The 19142-nt window shown below is 64.1% G+C and carries 14 protein-coding genes and 1 tRNA gene; 13 read left to right on the top strand and 2 right to left on the bottom strand.

Going from position 1 to position 19142, the window contains the following annotated elements:
- Positions 1–156: 156 nt before the first annotated feature.
- From NDK18_RS02690 to phaC, 10 genes are all read left to right on the top strand, one after another.
- Positions 157–233 (top strand) — tRNA-Met (locus NDK18_RS02690).
- A 184-nt stretch (positions 234–417) separates the two neighbouring features.
- Complete coding sequence (locus tag NDK18_RS02685; RefSeq protein WP_250622653.1) at positions 418–921, top strand: ribosome maturation factor RimP; 504 nt, start codon at positions 418–420, stop codon at positions 919–921.
- A 41-nt stretch (positions 922–962) separates the two neighbouring features.
- Positions 963–2468: a transcription termination factor NusA gene (gene nusA / locus NDK18_RS02680; protein ID WP_250622654.1), complete on the top strand. Its 1506-nt coding sequence runs from the start codon at positions 963–965 to the stop codon at positions 2466–2468.
- Positions 2469–2598: 130 nt separating this feature from the next.
- Positions 2599–5439, top strand: coding sequence for a translation initiation factor IF-2 (infB, locus tag NDK18_RS02675; RefSeq protein WP_250627024.1), 2841 nt, complete (start codon positions 2599–2601; stop codon positions 5437–5439).
- Positions 5439–5840, top strand: a complete 402-nt coding sequence (rbfA, locus tag NDK18_RS02670; RefSeq protein WP_250622656.1) for a 30S ribosome-binding factor RbfA — start codon at positions 5439–5441, stop codon at positions 5838–5840. The genes infB and rbfA overlap by 1 nt, the downstream gene beginning before the upstream one ends.
- Positions 5841–5848: 8 nt before the next feature.
- A complete protein-coding gene (gene truB / locus NDK18_RS02665) occupies positions 5849–6778 on the top strand; it encodes a tRNA pseudouridine(55) synthase TruB (protein ID WP_250627023.1) in 930 nt (309 codons plus the stop codon).
- A gap of 154 nt (positions 6779–6932) precedes the next feature.
- Positions 6933–7202, top strand: a complete 270-nt coding sequence (gene rpsO / locus NDK18_RS02660) for a 30S ribosomal protein S15 (protein ID WP_250622658.1) — start codon at positions 6933–6935, stop codon at positions 7200–7202.
- Between the two features lie 24 nt (positions 7203–7226).
- Positions 7227–9326: a polyribonucleotide nucleotidyltransferase gene (gene pnp, locus NDK18_RS02655; RefSeq protein ID WP_250627022.1), complete on the top strand. Its 2100-nt coding sequence runs from the start codon at positions 7227–7229 to the stop codon at positions 9324–9326.
- Positions 9327–9419: 93 nt separating this feature from the next.
- On the top strand, positions 9420–10334 hold the full coding sequence (locus NDK18_RS02650) for a poly(R)-hydroxyalkanoic acid synthase subunit PhaE (RefSeq protein ID WP_250627021.1): 915 nt from the start codon (positions 9420–9422) through the stop codon (positions 10332–10334).
- Positions 10335–10336: 2 nt separating this feature from the next.
- Positions 10337–11398, top strand: coding sequence for a class III poly(R)-hydroxyalkanoic acid synthase subunit PhaC (gene phaC / locus NDK18_RS02645; protein ID WP_250627020.1), 1062 nt, complete (start codon positions 10337–10339; stop codon positions 11396–11398).
- A gap of 55 nt (positions 11399–11453) precedes the next feature.
- Here phaC and NDK18_RS02640 read toward each other — a convergent pair whose 3' ends face one another.
- The gene (locus tag NDK18_RS02640) at positions 11454–13028 is read right to left on the bottom strand and encodes a tyrosinase family protein (RefSeq protein ID WP_250627019.1); all 1575 of its coding nucleotides are present in this window, start codon (positions 13026–13028) and stop codon (positions 11454–11456) included.
- A gap of 155 nt (positions 13029–13183) precedes the next feature.
- Positions 13184–14749, bottom strand: a complete 1566-nt coding sequence (locus NDK18_RS02635) for a tyrosinase family protein (protein ID WP_250627018.1) — start codon at positions 14747–14749, stop codon at positions 13184–13186.
- A gap of 143 nt (positions 14750–14892) precedes the next feature.
- Here NDK18_RS02635 and mtnA point away from each other — a divergent pair, with 143 nt between their 5' ends.
- The 3 genes from mtnA to gyrA all read left to right on the top strand — a co-directional run bounded on the left by mtnA (position 14893) and on the right by gyrA (position 19052).
- Positions 14893–15906 (top strand): S-methyl-5-thioribose-1-phosphate isomerase, encoded by a 1014-nt coding sequence (gene mtnA / locus NDK18_RS02630; protein ID WP_250627017.1) that lies wholly within the window; start codon positions 14893–14895, stop codon positions 15904–15906.
- Positions 15903–16316 (top strand): GtrA family protein, encoded by a 414-nt coding sequence (locus tag NDK18_RS02625; protein ID WP_250627016.1) that lies wholly within the window; start codon positions 15903–15905, stop codon positions 16314–16316. The genes mtnA and NDK18_RS02625 overlap by 4 nt, the downstream gene beginning before the upstream one ends.
- A 138-nt stretch (positions 16317–16454) precedes the next feature.
- The gene (gyrA, locus tag NDK18_RS02620) at positions 16455–19052 is read left to right on the top strand and encodes a DNA gyrase subunit A (protein WP_250622667.1); all 2598 of its coding nucleotides are present in this window, start codon (positions 16455–16457) and stop codon (positions 19050–19052) included.
- The last annotated feature ends 90 nt before the right edge of the window (positions 19053–19142 follow it).

The following is a 19142-nucleotide window of genomic DNA, read 5'->3' as shown; positions in this document are numbered from 1 at the left end:
GGAGTCGGCGGGAGTCGCTTTCGTCACGCTTCCGCAGGGAGGCAAAGCCGACTGAGGACTTAGTGACGAAAGCGACTCCCGCCGATTCCCCCGCGACAACGTTCATGCACGCTGTTGCAACATTCAGGCCATGTCCGTATACTTCGCGGACTCTGATGCGGGGTGGAGCAGTCTGGCAGCTCGTCGGGCTCATAACCCGAAGGTCGTAGGTTCGAATCCTACCCCCGCTACCAGGACCTTTCTTATCGAGAAAGCCTCCTTGTGAGGCTTTTTTGTTGGGCGCACGGATGCGTCTCCCGATCTTGCTATCATGGGGATTGGGAAGAGTCGGATACATCGGCGTAGTAAGGGAATGGGCCGCTGGAGCCCATTTTTTGTTTCTGAAGACCGGAAAAACCAAGGCAAACAGTAGGAAACGTGGATACACAGGCACTTGCCCAACGTTTTAGCAGCATCCTCGCCGATCAGGGCGTGGAGTGCATCGGCGTGGAATTCCTGCCCTCGCATGGGCAGAGTACGCTGCGCGTCTATCTGGATGTCGAGGGCCGCGAGGTCACCGTCGACGATTGCGAGGCGGCCAGCCGCGAGCTGTCAGCCACGCTCGATGTTGAAGACCCGATTCCCGGACACTATGTACTGGAGGTTTCCTCCCCCGGTATCGACCGTCCGCTCTTCACTGCCGCTCAGTTCGGCAAGGTGGCAGGGCAGGAGGTCAAGGTGCTGTTGAAGTCGCCGCTGGAGGGCCGTCGCCGCCTTCGCGGCAAGGTCGCGTCGGTCGAAGGCGAGCGTATCGCGCTGGACACCGATACCGGCCGTATCGAATTTGCGCACGACGCAGTGGAAAGCGCTCGCGTGGTTCCCGATTGGGCAGCGCTCGGCTACGTGCCGCAGCCCAAGAAGGGCGTAAAGAACAGTCAATAACGAGATTGGGGTGCATTGATGGCATCCCTGGAGCAGCGGCAATGAGCAAAGAACTCCTGCTGGTCGTGGACGCGGTCGCCAACGAGAAGGGCGTACACCGTGATGTCATCTTCGATGCGATGGAAGCAGCCCTGGCCTCGGCGGCCAAGAAGCGCTATCCCGACGAGGATGCGGACGTCCGCGTGTCGATCGACCGCAACACCGGTGAATACGAGACCTTCCGCCGCTGGGAAGTGATCGCGGACGACGGTGAGATGGAATCGCCGTTCAACCAGGTACGCCTGATGGACGCCGTGGACGAACAGGACGGCGCCGAGGTCGGCGACACCATCGAGCACCAGATCGAGAACGCCGAGTTCGGCCGTATCGCAGCCCAGGCCGCCAAGCAGGTGATCGTGCAGCGTGTGCGCGAAGCTGAGCGCGCCCAGGTGGTGGACGCCTTCCGTGAGCGGGTGGGCGAGCTGGTCACCGGCATCGTCAAGCGCGTGGAGCGGGGCAACGTCTACCTGGACCTGGGCAGCAATGCCGAGGCATTCATCCCGCGCGACAAGACCATTCCCCGCGAATCGGCCCGTGTCGGCGACCGCGTGCGCGGCTACCTCTACGAAGTGAAGTCGGAGATTCGCGGCCCGCAGCTGTTCGTTTCGCGCAGCGCCCCGGAATTCATGATGGAGCTGTTCAAGCTCGAAGTGCCGGAAGTCGGCCAGGGCCTGGTCGAGATCAAGGGCTGTGCCCGCGATCCGGGCGACCGCGCGAAGATCGCCGTGGTGGCCCACGACAGCCGCACCGATCCCATCGGCGCCTGCATCGGCATGCGCGGTTCGCGCGTGCAGGCGGTCTCCAACGAGCTCAATGGCGAGCGCGTGGACATCATCCTGTGGCACGACAACCAGGCCCAGTACGTGATCAACGCGATGGCGCCGGCGGAAGTCCAGTCGATCATCATGGATGAGGAAAAGCACTCCATGGACATCGCGGTGGCCGAGGACAAGTTGTCCCAGGCGATCGGCCGCGGTGGCCAGAACGTGCGCCTGGCATCCAAGCTCACCGGCTGGCAGTTGAACGTGATGACCCAGGACCAGGTCACCGCCAAGACCGAAGCCGAGCAGGAAACCGCGCTCGCGCTGTTCATGGACAAGCTCGAGGTGGATCAGGAAATCGCCAATATCCTCGTGCAGGAAGGCTTCTCCTCGGTCGAGGAAATCGCCTACGTGCCCAGTGCGGAACTGCTGGCGGTGGAAGGCTTTGACGAAGATATCGTCGAGGAACTCCGCGCCCGTGCGCGCGACGCGCTGCTTACCGAAGCCCTGGCGGTGGAAGAAGGCATCGACGAACACCGTCCGTCCGGTGAGCTCCTTGAGCTCGACGGCATGGACGAGGCCACGGCCTATGCACTTGCCGAACGCGGCGTGGTCAGCCTGGACGACCTGGCGGACCTCGCGGTAGATGAAATGATCGATATCGAAGGCATGGACGAAGAACGCGCAGCGCAGCTGATCATGGCCGCGCGCGCACCGATGATTGCCCGCCTGGAACAGGGCGGCTGACCGCGGAAGGCGATGCCCGGGACGGGCATCGGCGGGAGGGCCTGCAAGGGTCTTCCCCCAAGGATGGAGGTAGCCGCGAAAGCCTTGGGCTTGCGCGGACGGCACGCGGGTTTGGCGGAGAAAAGTAACGATGTCCGATGTAACGATTAAACAGCTGGCCCAGGTATTGGGCATGCCGGTCGACAAGCTGCTTGGACAGCTTGGCGAGGCGGGCATGAAATTCTCCGACGAAGGCCAAGTGATCAGCAGCACCGAAAAGGTGAAGCTGCTGGGCTTCCTGCGCCGCACTCATGGCAAGGGTGAGGCCGCGGCCGAAGTCGAGGACGCCGCCCCGCGCCAGATCACCCTCAAGCGCCGTACGGTCAACGAGATCAAGGTCAATACCGGATCCGGCCGTGGCGCCGGTGCGGCCAAGACGGTGAACGTCGAGGTCCGCGCCAAGCGCACCTATGTCAAGCGGGGCACCATCGGCGACGACGCCGGCGTCGATGTCGAGCGCGAGGAAGCCGCCCGCAAGCTGCACGAATCCCGCGTCCAGCAGGAGCAGGAAGAGGCTGCCCGCGCCGAGGCCGAGCAGCGCCGTGCCGCCGAGGCCCAGGCCGCCGCCGAGGAAGCCCGTCGTGTCGAGGCCGAACGCGCCGAAGCTGCGCGCCTGGCCGCCGAAGCCTCCCGCGCTGCCTCGAACGCAAACGCTGAGCCTGTCGAGGCTGCCGCCGTGGAGGCTTCGACCCCCGCGGCTGCGCCGGCTGCCGCCGCTCCCGCGGCGCCGGAACGTTCCAGCACCGACCACAGTTCCTTCGGCCTGATCCTGCCGCGCGTGCATGAGCCGCGTAAGCGCGTGATCAAGCCGACTCCACCGCCAGCGCCCGCACCTGTCGTCGCCGCACCCGCGCCCGTGGTGCCGCCGGCCGTGGCCCCGCGTCCGGCCGCTGCCGCCGGCGCCCGCCCGGCTCCCGGCGCCGTGGCCGCATCCAACGATTCACGCGGCAATGCCAAACCCCGTCATGGTGGCGGTGGCGGTGGCCGTGGTGACCGTGAGGCAGGCGGCAAGCGTTTTGCTGCCGGCGAACTTCACCTGTCCGAAGCCGACCGCGCCCGCCGCTCCGGCAAGGGCGCGCGTGGCAAGACCCGTGGCCGCGTCGAGGCCCCGCGCGGTGGTGCTTCGTCCGGTGGCCCGCATGGCTTCACCCGTCCCACCGCCGCCGTTGTCCGCGACGTGGTGGTGACCGACGCCAACCTCGTTGCCGATCTCGCCCAGAAGATGGCGGTGAAGGGCGCCGAGGTGGTCAAGGCATTGTTCAAGATGGGCGTGATGGCCACCATCAACCAGACCATCGACCACGACACCGCGGTGCTCGTCGTCGAGGAACTGGGGCATACCGCCGTGCGCGCGTCCGATGACGATGCCGAGGCGGCGCTGCAGGCCCACACCCAGACCGCCGAGCTGGAAGGCGAAAAGCTGCCCCGTCCGCCGGTGGTGACCATCATGGGTCACGTCGACCACGGCAAGACATCGCTGCTCGACTACATCCGCCGCACCAAGGTCGCATCGGGCGAAGCCGGTGGCATCACCCAGCACATCGGTGCGTACCACGTCGAAACGCCCAAGGGCGTGGTCACCTTCCTGGACACCCCGGGCCATGCGGCGTTTACGTCGATGCGCCAGCGCGGTGCGCAGAGCACGGATATCGTCGTGCTGGTGGTGGCGGCCGACGACGGCGTGATGCCGCAGACGATCGAAGCAGTCAAGCACGCCAAGGCGGCCAAGGTGCCGTTGATCGTCGCACTGAACAAGATGGACAAGGACGGCATCAACCCGGACAACGTCAAACAGGGCTTGGCCAACCTGGAAGTGATTCCCGAAGACTGGGGCGGCGACACGCAGTTCGTGCCGGTATCGGCCAAGACCGGTATGGGCATCGATGCACTGCTCGATGCCATCTCGGTCCAGGCCGAGGTCATGGAGCTTCGCGCCGTGGCCGATGGCCGTGCCTCGGGCGTGGTGATCGAATCCAGCCTCGACCGTGGTCGTGGCCCGGTGGCTACCGTGCTGGTCCAGCAGGGCACGCTGCGCAAGGGCGACTTCCTGGTCTGCGGTATCGAATATGGCCGCATGCGCGCGCTGGTGGATGAATCCGGCCGCCAGGTCGACGAGGCAGGACCGTCCATTCCCGTGCAGGTGCTTGGCCTTTCCGGCGTGCCGGAATCCGGTGACGATTTCGTGGCCGTGGAAGACGAACGCCTGGCCCGCCAGGTGGCGGCCGAGCGTCAGCAGAAGCGCCGCGAAACGCGTCTTGTCAGTACCAAGTCCAACCGCCTGGAAGACATCATGGCGCAGATGGGCAAGGGCGAAGGCCAGCAGGTGCTCAACATCCTGGTCAAGGCCGACGTACAGGGCTCGGTCGAGGCGCTGCGCGACTCGCTCACCCAGATCGGCAACGAGATGGTGCGCGTGAACGTGATCGCCTCTGGTGTCGGTGGCATCACCGAATCCGATGCCACCCTCGCCGCTGCCGCCAAGGCGCTGGTGATCGGCTTCAACGTCCGTGCCGATGCCTCGGCGCGCAAGGTGATCGAGACCAGCGGCCTGGACGTGCGCTACTTCTCGATCATCTACGACGTGATCGACCAGGTACGCCAGGCGGCTTCGGGCCTGCTGGCGATGGAAATCCGCGAGGAAGTCATCGGCATCGCGCAGGTTCGCGACGTCTTCCGCAGTTCCAAGTTCGGTGCCGTGGCCGGTTGCATGGTCACCGAGGGTTCGGTCAAGCGCTCCAAGCCGATCCGCGTGCTCCGCGACAACGTCGTGGTGTTCGAGGGCGAGCTCGAATCGCTGCGCCGCTTCAAGGAACTGGTGGACGAAGTCCGCAACGGCATGGAGTGCGGTATCGCCGTGCGCCAGTACAACGACGTCAAGGTCGGCGACCAGATCGAATGCTTCGAACGCATCGAAGTGGCGCGTACGCTGTAATGCCCGCGCGCGACTTCAAGCGGACCGACCGCGTTTCCGCCGAACTCCGTCGTGAGCTCGGCTCGCTGGTCCATGCCGCGGTCCGTGACCACGGCCTGCCGTCGGTGAGCGTGTCCGACGTCGAGGTCACCCGTGACCTCGACTGGGCCACCGTATGGATCACCGCATTGCGCCCGGAAGATTCCAAGGAAGCGATGTCGGCACTGAAGGACATGGCCAAGGAATTCCGCCGCGAGCTCTCCAAGGGCTCGCGGATGCGCCGCGTGCCGGAATTGCGCTTCAAGTACGACGAATCGGTGGACCTGGGCGAGCGTGTTGAGCGCCTGCTGCGTGAGTCCGGCGACATCCCCGAACCCGGCAGCGAAGCATCCGGCACCGACGAAGCCGAAGACGGTAAGTAACCTGCCGCATGGGTTCCCGCCGCAAGCCGCATCCGAAGTTCCACGATATCCACGGCATCCTGTTGCTGGATAAGCCATTGGGCATGAGTTCCAACGCGGCGCTGCAGCATGCACGCCGCCTGGTGGGTGCGGCCAAGGGCGGCCATACCGGCAGCCTGGATCCCCTGGCCACGGGCCTGCTCCCGCTGTGTTTCGGCGAAGCCACCAAGCTTGCCGGGCTGCTGCTGGGTGCACGCAAGGCCTACGAGGCGGAAATCACCCTCGGTATCACCACCAGCACGGCCGACGGCGAAGGGGACATCACCAGCCGCCAGGATGTACCCGTTTTCGGCGACAACGCCCTGGAGGCCGCCCTGGCCACGCTGCGGGGCTCCATTACCCAAGTGCCCCCGGTGTATTCGGCGATCAAGAAAGATGGCGTACCGCTCTATCGGTTGGCGCGCGAGGGCATTCCGGTGGCTGCCGAGCCCCGCCAGGTCACGGTGTTCAGCCTCCGGTTGCTGGCCCGTGAGGGTGACCGCCTGCGCCTGTACGTCGAATGCAGTTCCGGCACCTACATCCGCAGCATCGCCGTGGACCTGGGTGAACGCTTAGGCTGCGGCGGCCACCTGTCGGCACTGCGCCGGCTCTGGGTCGATCCGTTCACGGATCCGGAGATGGTCACCATGGAAGACCTGGAAGCTGCCGCTGCGGCGGGCCCGGAGCCGCTGGACGCCTGCCTGCTGCCAGTGGAGGCGGCGCTCGCCCACTTGCCGTCGGTACGGCTGGACGCTGAACAGGGCAGGGTGTTCGCCTTCGGGCAGCCGGTGCCGATGGCGGTCGATCCGGGCCGTTATGCCGTTTTCAGCGAAAACGGCCGGCTGATGGCCGTCGGCGAGGTCGGCGCGGATGCCATCCTGCGCTCCCAGCGGGGGCTGAACCTCCCGGACCCTGCATGAACCTTCTGTCCCCAGGCCTTGTTGCGCAAGGCTTTCGCCCGTTACAATATCGTGCTTAACACCCTTGGCTTTCATCATCTTGCGAAGCTTGCGCAACGTTATCCACGGGTAACGTTGCGCAAGTTTCGCAGTCGCTTTTAAGGAATCGATACACATGTCGCTCACCGCAGAACAGACCGGCAAGATCATCGCCGACTATGGCCGCGTGCCCAACGATACCGGTTCGCCGGAAGTCCAGGTCGCGCTTCTCTCGGCCCGCATTGAACACCTGACCGAGCATTTCAAGACGCACAAGCAGGATCACCATTCCCGCCGCGGCCTGCTCAAGCTCGTCAACCAGCGCAAACGCCTGCTGGGCTACCTCAAGACCAGCGACAGCTCGCGGTACCAGACCCTCATTGAACGCCTCGGCCTGCGCCGTTAACCGAACAGGACGAGGAGATACCCAGTGGCAAAAGTAACCAAGTCATTCCAGTACGGTAGTCACGAAGTCACACTGGAGACGGGCGAAATTGCCCGCCAGGCGTCCGGTGCGGTTGTTGTCTCCATGGGCGGCACCGTCGTCCTGGTCTCGGTGGTCGCAGCGCCCAAGGCGCGCGAGGGGCAGGATTTCTTCCCGCTCACCGTGGACTACATGGAGAAGTTCTACGCCGCCGGTCGCATCCCGGGCGGCTTCTTCAAGCGCGAAGGCCGTCCGACGGAGAAGGAAACCCTCACCTCGCGCCTGATCGACCGCCCACTGCGCCCGCTCTTCCCCGAAGAGTTCCGCAACGAGATCCAGGTCATCGCCCAGGTGATGTCGCTGAACCCGGAAGTGGACGGTGACATCCCGGCCTTGATCGGTGCCTCGGCCGCCATGTCGCTGGCAGGCGTGCCCTTCAAGGGCCCGATCGGCGCCGCCCGCGTCGGTTACGCCAATGGCCAGTACATCCTCAACCCCACCGCTGCCCAGCTGAAGACGTCGGATCTCGATCTCGTCGTTGCCGGTACCGCCGGCGCGGTGCTGATGGTGGAGTCGGAAGCCAAGCTGCTGTCCGAAGACGTCATGCTGGGCGCGGTGATGTTCGGCCATCGCGAAATGCAGGCCGCCATCAACACCATCAATGCCTTTGTCGCCGAAGCCGGCGTCAAGACGTTCAAGTGGGAAGCTCCGGCCGCCAACTCGGCCATCGAAGCGGTGAAGGGCGCCGTCGGCAGCCGTTTTGCCGAAGCCTTCCAGATCCGCGACAAGCTCGCCCGCCGCGACGTCGTCGCCAACCTCAAGTCCGAGGTGAAGGCCGCCCTGGCCGCGCAGTCCGAAGCCAATGGCTGGACGGACGGCGACATCAGCGCCGCCTTTGGCGAAGTGGAATACCGCACCCTGCGTGACGGTGTGCTCACCACCAAGGTGCGCATCGACGGCCGCCAGCTCGACGACGTCCGCGCCATTTCTGTGCGCGTCGGCGTGCTGCCGCGTACCCACGGCTCGGCGTTGTTCACCCGCGGCGAAACCCAGGCGCTGGTCGTGGCCACCCTCGGCACCACGCGCGATTCGCAGCTGATCGACGCGCCGGAAGGCGAGTGGAAGGATACCTTCCTGTTCCATTACAACTTCCCCCCGTTCTCGGTGGGTGAAACCGGCCGCGTCGGCAGCCCGAAGCGTCGCGAGATCGGCCACGGCCGCCTCGCCAAGCGCGGTGTGCAGGCGGTGAAGCCGAGCATCGAGGAATTCCCGTACGTGGTGCGCGTGGTCTCGGAAATCACCGAGTCCAACGGTTCCTCGTCGATGGCTTCGGTGTGTGGTTCGTCGCTGGCCATGATGGACGCGGGTGTCCCGCTGAAGTCGCCGGTCGCCGGCATCGCCATGGGCCTGGTCAAGGAAGGCAACGACTTCGTCGTGCTGTCGGACATCCTGGGTGACGAAGATCACCTCGGCGACATGGATTTCAAGGTTGCCGGTACCGCCGAAGGCGTGTCCGCGCTGCAGATGGACATCAAGATCGACGGCATCACCGAGGAAATCATGCGCACCGCCCTGGCCCAGGCCAAGCGTGGCCGCCTGCATATCCTGGGCGAGATGGCCAAGTGCCTCTCCGAAGCCCGTTCGGAAATGAGCGAGTACGCCCCGCGCCTGCTCACCATCAAGATCCACCCGGACAAGATCCGCGAAGTGATCGGCAAGGGCGGCGCCACCATCCGCTCGATCACCGAAGAAACCGGCACCACCATCGACATCACCGACGACGGCAACGTCGTGATCGCCTCGGTCAACCGCGAAGCGGCGGAAGCTGCCCGCAAGCGCATCGAGCAGATCGTCTCGGACGTCGAGCCCGGCCGTATCTACGAGGGCAAGGTCGCCAAGCTGATGGACTTCGGCGCGTTCGTCACGATCATGCCGGGCAAGGACGGCCTGGTGCACGTGTCGCAGATCTCCTCCGAGCGCGTGGAGAAAGTCTCCGACAAGCTCAAGGAAGGCGACCTGGTCAAGGTCAAGGTGCTCGAAGTGGACAAGCAGGGCCGCATCCGCCTGTCGATGAAGGCTGTCACCGAAGACGAAGCCGCCGTCTAACCACGGTTGTCTCCCGGTAAAAGGAAAGCCCGGCTTCGCAAGATGCCGGGCTTTTCGTTTGTTAGCATGTGACTTTCAAGACATGATCACTCCATGACACGGCCCGCTCCCGATTTTCTCGATGCCTACCAGTCGCTGCTGCGCGATGGTTGGGAAACCTGGCTGCGCCAGGTCGACCCCAAGGCCACGCCCGGCATGGACGAAAAGGCCGCCGTGGCACGCATGCTCGAGGGCATCGACGATTACACCCGATGGCTGCAGTCGAATATCGCAAGCGCAGCCAAGGCGGCACCCGATGTGCCGGCGTGGACACCGCCCCCGGCTTTTGGCCGGCTGTCGGGTGATGACGTCCAGCAGCGCTTCCAGGCTTGGGTGCATGCCACGCGGGAATGGCTGGGAGATGCGGCGGCCGGCCCGAACGCGGCGACCCACGCCGACCAGCAGGCCCTGTTCGAGGCGCTCGCCGACCTGGCCGCCAAACAGCAGCGTTACCAGGCCCTGCTGGGTCAGGTGCAGGCACGGGGCCTGGCTTCGTTGCAACAGCGGATGGCGGGTAAGGGCAAGAGTGATGTGCCCACGATGCGTTCGCTCTACGACACCTGGGTAGAAGTGGCCGAGGAAGCCTATAACGACGCTGCCCTGTCGAAGGAATTCCGCGAAACCTACGGCGCCCTCGCCAATGCCCAGGTGCGGGTGCGAACGATGCAGCAGGATCTGTTCGCCCGCGTCGGCGAACAGATGGGCATGCCCGGTCGCGGCGACATCGATGCGCTGTCCCGCAGCATCCAGGACATGCGGCGCGAGATCGCCTCCCTTCGTGCGCAGGTCGCCGCGGTGACGCCTGGTGTGAAGCCAGCATCTCCTTCGGCGAAGAAAAGCGCCGCGCAGATGAAGCTGGCACCGAAAGCAGCTTCGGCGAAGAAGAAGGCAACCCGAAAAACGGGCGCGGCAAGCCCATCGAAGACAAAGTCTGGAAAAACTCCGCTTGCCAGCAAGGCCGGGCGCTGAGCATGGAGCTTCCTTTTCCTGTCGATCCTGCGCGCCTGCACGAGGAACTGGCCGCGTTCCAACGCAAGGTTGTCGATGGCCTGGGCGCGTGGCAACAGCGGCCAGTGAGCTACGGCAGTACGCCGCGCGAGGCGGTCTACCGCGAAGACAAGCTCACGCTGTGGCATTTCCGCAGCGAAAAACCACCCACGGGCAACGCGCCGCTATTGATCTGCTACGCCCTGGTCAACACGCCGTGGATGGTGGACTTGCAGGACGACCGCTCGCTGGTGCGCAACCTGCTGGCGCAGGGCGAGGATGTATATTTGATCGACTGGGGCTTTCCCGATGCCGCCGATCGATGGCTGGACCTGGAAGACTACATCCTGGGCTACCTCGATCGATGCGTCGACGTCATACGCGCAAGGCACAGCGGCGAGGCCTTGAACCTGCTGGGCATCTGCCAGGGCGGCACGTTCTCCCTTTGCTACACGGCGCTGCATCCGGAGAAAGTGCGCAACCTCATCACCATGGTCACGCCGGTCGATTTCCATGCCGGCGACAGCATGCTTTCGCACTGGGCACGCAACATCGACATCGACGCCATGGTGCAAAGCTTCGGCAATATCCCCGCCGAGTTGATGAACCATGTGTTCCTGACGCTCAAGCCATGGCGGCTGATGCAGCAGAAGTACGTCGGCATGGTCGACATCCTGGACAAGCCGGCGGAAGTAGCCAACTTCCTGCGCATGGAAAAATGGATCTTCGACTCGCCCGACCAGGCGGGTGAAGCCTTTCGCCGATTCACCACCGATTTTTTCCAGGCCAACAAGCTGGTGAAAGGCCAGATGGTACTTGGTGACCAACGCGTGGACCTTGCCACGCTGACCAAGCCGATTCTCAACATCTACGCCGAACAGGACCACCTGGTGCCGCCGGCGTCTTCGCGCGCTTTGCGTGATGCGATTGGAAGCGCCGACTACACCGAGCTTGCCTTCAAGGGCGGGCATATCGGCATCTATGTTTCCGGTCGCGCGCAACGCGAGGTTCCCCCGGCCATCCACGACTGGTTGCGGGCGCGCTGATCACGGATGTGACGGTACGGTGGCCATGCTGTCGCCACCGTACCGTCCGATGACACTAGACTGAAATCAGCGTAACGCCATACACCTTCAGGACTTCCGTGGGTGAACCATTGCCCACGCGCTCGGCGCGAACGGTGACGGTGAACCGGTGCGGGCCGTTACCGGATTCTGCCAGGCACTGGCTCATGCCGTTGGCAATGCCAATCTTGAGCTGGCCGCGGTGTCGCATACTAGAGCCTTCCGCACCCATGGAACCAAAGAACGCCGTATACCCGCCGTGCTTGGAGGAGAACGAGCTGTTGTCGACCTTGATTTCAACTTTGAAACGCCAGGCTTGCTCATCCTGTGGACGATCCAGGTCGATCAGGATGGCCGTCTGGCAGTTCTCAGCGAAAGCATCGCTGGCAGCCTTGCCTGGCTCCACGCTGGCCGTGACGCTGCCATTGATCGCCAGGTTCGTGGATTGCAGCTGGCATGGGAACCTTGCCGCCCACGCGGCATTGGGCGGGCGCGATGGCGCCGTGGCGATGGGCGCTGTTGCCTCGAAGCTGTAACCAAGTCCGCTGCTGCTGACATAGTCCCCGGCAGTGCCATCGATTGCTCTGCCGTCCTCATCACAGAAGAACAGGAAAGGTTCGTTGCGCCACGCGGGCGGGCCGTTCTGGGCAACCAGCCCCTGACGCTCCATCCAGACGTCCCATAACCGGTCGACATTGGCGTGATGAAGCCAGAACATTGGATCGGACGCTGCGATGAAGTTGCCCATGTAGCCGCCAATGGCGCGGTGGACAAGGTTATGCGGCTGGGCTTCGACCATACCGGGCTCGCCATCCATGCCGCTGTGGTAGGCGATCAGGCTGCCGCCGAATTCGTTGAAGTCGGTCGGCGCCAGCGCGTTGACCAGGGTGGTACGCGACACCGCTTCGAGGGCGTCACCGGTGAGCTGGCGGTTGAAGAAGGAGAGCTGGCGCCTGGTACCACGGTTGAAATAGTCCTGTACGACCGCCCAGAACGCTTCGAAGTTTGCCATGCCGCGCAGTTCAAGTTGCCGTCGCCGATTCTGCGTGAGGCTTCCCCAGAACGCCTCCATGGGTCGGCGGAACGTGCGGTCGAAGGTGGGGAAGTCGTGGATGTAGCCTGGGGACTCGATATCGAGCTGGTCGCCCTGGAATTCACCGAAGAACGACGGGGGCATGTCCGGAGCGCTGGTCCAGTCCCAGTAGGGCAGCACGAAAGCTGGATTGAACGAAAGTTTGCGCACAATGCGTTCGAACCAATAAAGGTAGCCTCGATGCCAGGGGAAAAACCACGCATTGCCGTGTGGGCAATCCAGCACATGGATCATCGCCTGGCGATACCAGTTGCGTGGATCTTCGGGGGGAAGCGCCAGCATCGTCTTGACGGCTAAGCGCATGTTTTGTATGGCCAAAAAGCGGTCGCTACCGTGCACGTTCGCGCGACGGAGGGGGTTCGCAGTGGCCATGCCGGCTGAAGCAACCGCAGCTTCACCGCTCAGTTTGCGTGCCAACACCGGTAGTGCCGGCAGCGCCACCCCCGCCGCAACCAGCGTGGCGCTGCGGGTGAGGAATTTTCGCCGCGCGTTGCGACCGTCATCTCCATGTGCATCCATTGGACGTCGTCCTTGTCAGTGGGGTCTGATGACGATGCCACGGATGCCGCGACGACATGTCCCCATTTCGCGTCAGCGGACCCTGATTTTTTTGTAGGTGCAAGGCAGTGGACAGTACGGCGGCGAGCTTGTCGCCACCGTACCGTCCGATGGCATCAGACTGAAATCAGCGTCACGCCATACACCTTGAGGGCTTCCGTGGGTGAATCATTGCCCACGCGCTGCGCACGAACGGTAATGGTGAACCGGTGTGGGCCGCTGCCGGCTTCGGCCATGAGCTCGCTCATGCCGCCGGCAGTACCAAGCTTCAGCTGGCCGCGATGCCGCATACCCGGGCCTTGCGCACGCATGGAACCAAAGAACGCCGTATACCCGCAGTGCTTGGTGGAGAACGAGCTGCCCTCGACGCCTATTTCAACTTTGAATCGCCAGGCGTGCTGATCCTGTGGACGATCCAGGTCGATCAGGATGGCCGTCTGGCAGAACCGGTCGAAAGCATCGCAGGCAGCCTTGCCTGGCTCGACGCTGGCCGTGACGCTGCCATTGACCGAGAGGTTCGTGGATTGCAGCTGGCATGGGAACGTTGCCGGCCACTCGGCATTGGGCGGGCGCGATGGTGCGGTGTCGATGGGTGCTGTTGCCTCGAAGCTGTAATCGAGCCTGCTGCTGCTGACATAGTTCCCAGCAATGCCATCAATTGCCTGGCCATCCTCGTCACAGAAAAACAGGAAAGGTTCGTTGATCCACGCTGGCGGGCCGTCCTGGGCAACCAGCCCCCGGCGCTCCATCCAGACGTCCCATAACCGGTCGACGTTGGCGTGATGAATCCAGAACACCGGATCGGACGCTGAGAGGAAGTCGCCCATGTAGCCGCCAACGGCGTCATGGACAAGGTTGTGCGGCTGGCTTTCGACCATGCCGGGCACGCCACTCATATCGCTATGGTGCGCGACCAGAGTGCCACCGAGTTCGAAGAAGCTGGTCGGCGCCAGCGCGTTGACCAGGTTGGGACGCGACACCGCCTCGAGGGCGGCGCCGGTGAGTTGGCGGTTGGCGGCGGAGAGCAGGCGCCTCGTGCTGCGGCCGAAGTAGGCGTGTACGGCCGCCCAGAACGACTCGAAGTTTGCCATGCCGCGCAGTTCAAGTTGCCGTCGCCGACTCTGCGTGAGGTTCCCCCAGAACGTCTCCATGGGTCCGCGGAACGTGCGGTCGAAGGTGGGGAAGTCGTGGATATAGCCCGGGGACTGGGTATCGAGCAGGTCGCCACGGAAGAACGTCAAGGGCGTGTCGGACGCACTGGTCCAGTCCCAGTAGGGCAGCACGAACCCTGATTGCCTCGTAAGTTTGCGCGCAATGCGTTCGAACCAGTAGAGATAGCCTCGATGCCAGGGAAAAAACCACGCATTGCCGTGCGGGCAATCCAGCACATGGATCATCGCCTGTCGATACCAGTTGCGTGGATCTTCCGGGGGGAGCGCCATCATCGCGCCGACAGCGGAGCGCAGGTCAGCCATGGCGGCGCTGCCAAAAGCGCCGTGCACGTTACGTCGAGGGAGCGGGGCGAGCGTGGACATGCTGGCAGGCGCAACCGCATTTTCGTCGTCCCGCTTGCGTGCCAACACCGGGAATGCCGGCAGCGCCGCTCCCGCCGCAACGAGCGTGGCGCTGCGGGTGAGGAATTTGCGCCGCGCGTTGCGACTGTCATCTCCGTGTGCATCCATTGGACGTCGTCCTTGTCAGTGGGGTCTGATGACGATGCCACTGATGCCGCGACGACGTGTCTCCATTGCGTGTCAGCGGGTGCGGGTTTTTTTGTAGGTACAAGGCAGTGGGTAAGCGCGATGCGATCGCGCATAATGTGTCCATGAACGCCAACGCCCACGACTCCATCCGCGCCGTGCAGTGGCACGGCGACTACCTGAGCCTCCTCGACCAGAGGAAATTGCCTGCCCAGTCGGTCTGGATCGAGTGTCGCAATGCCAGCGACGTCACCATGGCGATCAAGGACCTGGCCGTTCGCGGCGCTCCCGCCATTGGCATCGCCGCGGCATGGGGCGTGGTCCTGGCCGCGCGCGGTGGCGAACCGCTGCCGGCGGCCATGGCCATGTTGCGGGCGGCCCGGCCCACGGCGGTCAACCTGATGTGGGCGCTGGACCGCATGAAATCTCGCCTGGACCTCGGTGCCAATGCCGCGGCGCTCCAGGCCGAGGCCCAGGCCATCCAGGACGAGGACCTCGCCGCCAACCGGCGCATGGGCGAGTTCGGCGCGGCCCTGATCACCCCGGGGTCGGGCGTGATGACCCATTGCAATACCGGTTCACTGGCCACGGCCGGCTTCGGTACCGCCCTGGGCGTGATTCGCGCCGGCGTTTCCGCAGGACGCATCGCCCAGGTGTTCGCGGGCGAGACTCGCCCCTGGCTACAAGGTGCGCGGCTGACCATGTGGGAATTGGTCAATGACGGTATTCCCGCGCGGCTGGTGGCGGATTCGGCGGCGTCCCACCTGATGAAGTCGGGCGCGGTGCAGTGGGTCGTGGTGGGCGCCGACCGCATCGCCGCCAATGGCGACACCGCCAACAAGATCGGCACCTACCAGCTGGCCATTGCCGCCCGGCACCATGGCGTGAAGTTCATGGTGGTGGCGCCGTCCACCACGGTGGACATGGCCACCGCCGACGGCGACGACATCGAGATCGAGCTGCGCGAGGCCACCGAACTGTTGTCGATGTCGGGAACGCGTACGGTGGTGGAGGGGGCTGACGCCTGGAACCCGGTATTCGACGTCACCCCGGCCGCCCTGATCGATGCCCTGGTTACCGAGCGCGGCGTGATCGAACATCCCGACCAGGCAAAAATGCAGGCCGTCTTCGGCGGATGACCCGCCTGCGCCAGGAACTGGTGGGCTTCGCGGCAGGCGGCTTGCTTGGCCTGGCCATCGACGCATCGATCGTGCAGGGGCTGGTGGCCTGGGCGGGCTGGCACGTGTATCCGGCCCGTGCGGTGTCGTTCACCTTCGCAGCCTCCTTCACCTGGTGGTGGAATCGCCACGTCACCTTTCGCCATCGCCGCAGTGGGCGTTCTGTTCACGCCGAATGGTTCGGCTGGGTCGTGTTGATGTCACTGGGTGCGGCGGTGAACCTGGGGGTCTACGTGATTGTCCTGAAGCTCTTCGAAGGTCTTCAGCGCTGGCCCGCGGTCGCCGTGGCGGCAGGCTCGGCAGCGGGTGCGGCGTTCAATTTCGCCAGTGCCCGCGCGGCGCTTTTCAGCAAGTCCAAAAGCCAACCGTAATCTATTGATTTTGTTGGGTTAAATACTGGGTTTTAATCACCCGGTGTGGTACACTTGCATGATGCATTTTCCGCTTGTCGCCCGCGCCTGTCCTGGGCCGTGGTGGGGGCCCCGCACAACCAGCCTGGAAGCCGTTTGATGGCAGAATTCGGTAACGAAATCATCCGCGTCAACATCGAAGACGAGATGCGGCAGAGCTACCTCGATTACGCCATGAGCGTCATCGTCGGCCGAGCCCTCCCCGATGTCCGCGATGGCTTGAAGCCGGTTCACCGGCGCGTCCTTTTCGCCATGAACGAACTGGGCAACGTCTGGAACAAGCCCTACAAGAAGTCGGCCCGCGTGGTCGGCGACGTGATCGGTAAATACCATCCGCACGGCGATGCCTCGGTGTACGACGCCATCGTCCGCATGGCCCAGCCGTTCTCGCTGCGCTACATGCTGGTCGACGGCCAGGGCAACTTCGGTTCGGTCGATGGCGACAACGCCGCCGCCATGCGATACACCGAGGTGCGCATGTCGCGCCTCACGCATGAACTGCTGGCCGACATCGACAAGGACACCGTCGACTTCGGTCCCAACTACGACGAAAGCGAGCACGAGCCACTGGTGCTGCCCTCGCGCGTGCCCACCTTGCTGGTGAACGGCTCGTCAGGTATCGCCGTGGGCATGGCCACCAACATCCCGCCGCACAACCTCACCGAGGTCATCAACGCCACCATCGGCCTCGTCGACGATCCGTCGTTGAGTATCGACGACCTGATGAAGTTCATTCCGGGCCCCGATTTTCCCACCGCCGGCATCATCAACGGCGCCGCGGGTATCGTCGAGGCCTACCGCACCGGCCGCGGCCGTGTGCTGGTACGCGCGAAAGCCGAAATCGAAACCGAGGCCAATGGCCGCGAGACGATCATCGTCCACGAGCTGCCCTACCAGGTGAACAAGGCGCGCCTGATCGAGAAGATCGCCGAGCTGGTGAAGGAAAAGAAGCTCGAGGGCATCAGCGAACTTCGCGACGAGTCCGACAAGGACGGCATGCGCGTGGTGATCGAGATCCGCCGCGATGCCATGGGCGACGTGGTGCTGAACAACCTGTTCCAGCAAACACAGTTGCAGGTCACCTTCGGTATCAACATGGTGGCCTTGCTCGACGGCCAGCCGCGCCTGTTGAACATCAAGGAAATCCTCGAGGCCTTCATCCGCCATCGCCGTGAAGTGGTCACGCGCCGCACCATCTTCGAACTGCGCAAGGCGCGTGCCCGCGCCCATATCCTGGAAGGCCTCACGGTTGCCCTGGCCAACATCGATGCGATGATCGAACTGATCCGCAGTTCCGCGTCGCCCGCCGAGGCGCGCGAGCGCATGGTTGCCCGCAAGTGGGATCCGGGCATGGTGCGCACCATGCTCACCGCCGCGGGCGCGGAGAGTTCCCGCCCCGAAGACATGGATCCGCGCGACGGCCTGAAGGACGACGGCTACCAGTTGTCCGAAGTGCAGGCCAATGAAATCCTGGCCATGCGCCTGCATCGCCTTACCGGCCTGGAGCAGGAAAAACTCTCCGACGAATACCGCCAGGTGATGGAAGCCATCGGCAAGCTGATCGATATCCTGGAGCGCCCCGAGCGCCTGCTGGAAGTGATCCGCGGCGAGCTGGAAGTGATCCGCGAGGAATACGGCGACGCACGCCGCACGCAGATCCAGCATTCGCAGGAAGACTTGAACGTCCTGGACCTCATCGCTCCGGAAGACGTGGTGGTCACGCTGTCGCATTCGGGATACGTCAAGCGCCAGTCGGCCAGCCTCTACCGCGCGCAGCGTCGCGGCGGTCGCGGTCGCTCGGCTTCGGCGTTGAAAGACGAAGATTTCGTCCAGCAGCTGTGGGTGGTCAACACCCATGACACCCTGCTTACGTTCACCAGCACCGGCCGCGTGTACTGGCTGAAGGTTTACCAGATGCCCGAGGCGGGCCCCGGGGCCCGCGGCAAACCCATCGTCAACCTGTTGCCGCTGGGCGAGGGCGAGAAGGTGCAGGCCGTGCTCCCGGTGCGCGAATACACCGAAGACCGCTTCGTCTTCTTCGCCACCCGCCAGGGTACGGTGAAGAAAACCCCGCTCACCGAATTCGCCTTCCAGCTGCAGAAGGGCAAGATCGCCATCAACCTGGACGATGGCGATGCGCTGGTGAACGTAGCGCTGACCGACGGCAACAGCGATGTGCTGCTGTTCGCCTCCAACGGCAAGACGGTACGCTTCGACGAAGCGTCCGTGCGGTCGATGGGCCGTACCGCCACCGGCGTGCGCGGCATGCGCCTGGCCGACGACAGCACCGTGGTATCGCTGATCGTGGCGCAGGAGGGCGACATCCTCACCGCCACCGAACGGGGCTATGGCAAGCGTACGGAGTTGGCCGAATTCCCGAAGAAGGGCCGTGGCACCCAGGGCGTGATCGGCATTCAGTGTTCCGAACGCAACGGCGGCCTGGTCGCCGCGGTGCAGGTAACCGATGCCCACGAACTCATGCTTATTTCCAACCAGGGCACCCTGGTGCGCACACGAGTAGCCGAGGTGTCGCAGTTGGGCCGCAATACCCAGGGCGTTACCCTGATCAAGCTGCCGTCTGACGAAAACCTGGTGAGCGTGGTCCGGCTCGATGCCGAGGAAGAAAATGGCGAGCTGCCCGATGAAGGCGAAGAGCCGTCATCGATCGCGGCGCCAGGCAGTGACGAACTGCAGTAAGGGATAACGGCCGCCGATAAGGCGCGGGAGTGATCCCGCGCCTTGTCCAGTCATCGCAAGGAGCGATTGCGCACCCAGGGAATCGGCGTC

Origin of the sequence: Pinirhizobacter soli (assembly GCF_015905305.1) — a bacterium.
GTDB lineage: Bacteria > Pseudomonadota > Gammaproteobacteria > Xanthomonadales > Rhodanobacteraceae > Pinirhizobacter > Pinirhizobacter soli.
The sequence above is the reverse complement of the archived record's forward strand: the minus strand, read 5'-3'. Positions and strand labels throughout refer to the sequence as shown.